The organism is Methylophaga sp. UBA1464, from assembly GCF_002325665.1.
Lineage (GTDB): Bacteria > Pseudomonadota > Gammaproteobacteria > Nitrosococcales > Methylophagaceae > Methylophaga.
The window spans coordinates 27,517-30,040 of sequence record NZ_DCSO01000040.1; the positions used below are offsets into that span (position 1 = coordinate 27,517).

Below are 2,524 nucleotides of genomic sequence, written 5' to 3' on the forward strand. Positions count from 1 at the left end.
CATGCAAGCCACGGCGTTCGCCAACAAAGTAACGGTATTGTTGACTGAAACCGTTAAAGTCTGCGCGTTCAGCATAATCCGTATCGAACAGATTATGTACGCGGCCATAAAGTGTCAGACTCTCAGTCACTTCATGTGAGGCACGCAAATTAAACACATCATGGCCTTCATATTTTTTATCATTTGCATCATTCAGGTAGTACTCACTCATATGCACCCATTCGAGTTCAGCACGACTTTTTGGTGTTACATTCCAGCCTAACCGGATATTGGCCATACGTTTAGGAGCTGTCACCAGATAGTTACCTTTTCCGATATTACTGGTCTCTCTGTCAAAGTCATATTCGTGCTTGGCAAAGGTGACATTGGCACCGATATCAAATAATTCATTAAACGGATAAAACATTCCCAGTTCCAGACCGGTATGTTTGGTTTTGCCATCTGGTACGTTGATTTGTGTGCTGTCAGTAAAGAAGTAATCTTTTTTCTTCATCTGATAAGCCGCGATTTCATATTGCAGACCCTCACCAACCCGACGAACCCCTATCTCTACACTATCAATTTGTTCAGAATCTGCTGAACCGCCGGTAGCCCCACGCTGCTGAATCCGATAGAGATCTGTTGTCTGTGGTGCACGATTACCGCGCGCATAATTGATAAACGCAGCGGTATTGTCAGTCAGTTCCTGCACCAAACCCAGTTTGGGACTCAGGTTGCTGAAAGTGTCTTTGCCACTATCCGGACGTAAATATCGGGTGTTACCCGGGATAGTCGCGGAATCGGTATTGTTGGTGTAATCGTATTTGGTGTATTCATAACGAACACCTGCAGTTACACGGGTTTTATCTAAAACCTGCCATTCAGAATGAATATATGGTGCGAGTACGGTTGCATCGACTTCATAATCGTAGTGCACGCCTTGCGCAAATGGGCCTACTGTCGGGTTGAATTGTACTTCGGATAAATCACCTTCTGTATATTCAATGTCGGTACCCACAATAATGGTATGACCGCCATCCAGCTCTTTGGTTAGAGCAGACAATAAGCCAGCACTGGTGTGCTTGTTCTTTTCAACTGGTTGGCCATTCAAGAAATGCATCAAAAAATCCATTTCAGTATGGCGCATATATGGCGTTAAACGAAAAGAAGTGGAGTCGTTCAGCTGTCGTTCCCATTCAGTTGATAAACGGAAAGACTTTGCATTGCGGTAGGCATCGATGCCACGTTCTTTGTTCGGGTTACTTCTGGCTAAACTACCGTCTTTATAGGCTTCAAAACCTTCAATGTAACCCGCTGTTTTCTGATTCAGATTCGTCGCACTGAAAATAGTTTTGAAACTGTCCTGATCGCCGTAATAGTCATGACGCAAAGTGACTTTTTGCTGATCGTATCCGGCATCTTCGGCATAACCATTATCGGTTGTGCCGTTAACGCTGACACGGTAACCATGACGACCTACGGTGTCACTGACAGTACCTTTAAATTTGTACAAGTCATGCGGACCAACTGAAAAATCGACTTGACGCTCTAAATCCAGAGATGGTGCGCGAGTCAGGACATTAACCAAACCATGAACCGCATTGGAACCATAAAACGCACTGCCCGGACCACGGACCACCTCAATGCCACCAGCCTGTTCATAATTGGATTCAAACAGACCATTTACATTGGCAAAACCTGCTGCACGTAAAGGAATACCGTCTTCCAGAAACAAAAATGATCCGGCACCAGCACCACCGGTTAATACAGGTGAACGAATAGAGGTCAGATGCTCCTGCCCGTTACCCCGTTGAATATTCACACCGCTGATACGATTAATGACTTCGGTGATGTGATCGGGACGCACCAAATCGATTTCTTCTTCCGAAACTTTTCCGGTATTTCCTGCTAATTCAAGAATGGGTGTGCCTGAACGTGTTCCGGTCACAACCAGTTCGTCAAGCGATAAATCCTCTTCTTCCTGGGCGTGTGCTGGTAAGGCAATATTCAGACTGGCCAAGGCCATTAATAGTGGTAGTTTTCGTAAAATCGGCATGAGCTGTAGTTCCTGACGTTGTTGTTTTATGTAGTTTTGTAATTTTCTCATGTGGTGTTTTTGCAACACATCAGAAAAATCCTTAAAAGGCGTTGAAAAACGTCCTATCATCCCCATCTATTGACCCAGATCAATTTTTATCCGAAAGAGCCCATGGAATATAAAGACTATTACAAGATCCTTGGCGTAAGCCGCACTGCGACACCGGAGGAGATTAAAAAAGCTTACCGTACACTGGCGCGTAAATATCATCCTGATGTCAGCAAAGAAGCAAATGCCGAAGATAAATTCAAGGAAGTCGGTGAGGCTTATGAGGTTCTGCGCGATAAGGAAAAACGTGCCCAGTACGATCAGTTTGGCGGACAGTTTCGTCATGGTCAATCATTCTCACCACCTCCCGGCTGGGAAGAAAATGTCGGTGGTTTCGGACAGGGTAACTTCAGCAGTTTTTTTGAAAACATGTTCGGTGGCATGGGCGGAATGGGTGGC

At 45.1% G+C, this 2,524-nt stretch carries 2 protein-coding genes; one reads left to right on the plus strand and one right to left on the minus strand.

Annotated elements, in window-relative coordinates; genetic code table 11:
• The coding region (locus B3O33_RS04035) for a TonB-dependent receptor (RefSeq protein ID WP_292363004.1) at positions 1-2,086 on the minus strand (2,086 nt) is incomplete at its 3' end.
• 102 nt (positions 2,087-2,188) lie between these two features.
• On the opposite strand from B3O33_RS04035, the gene B3O33_RS04040 reads away from it, so the two are divergent.
• The coding region (locus B3O33_RS04040) for a DnaJ domain-containing protein (protein ID WP_292363006.1) at positions 2,189-2,524 on the plus strand (336 nt) is incomplete at its 3' end.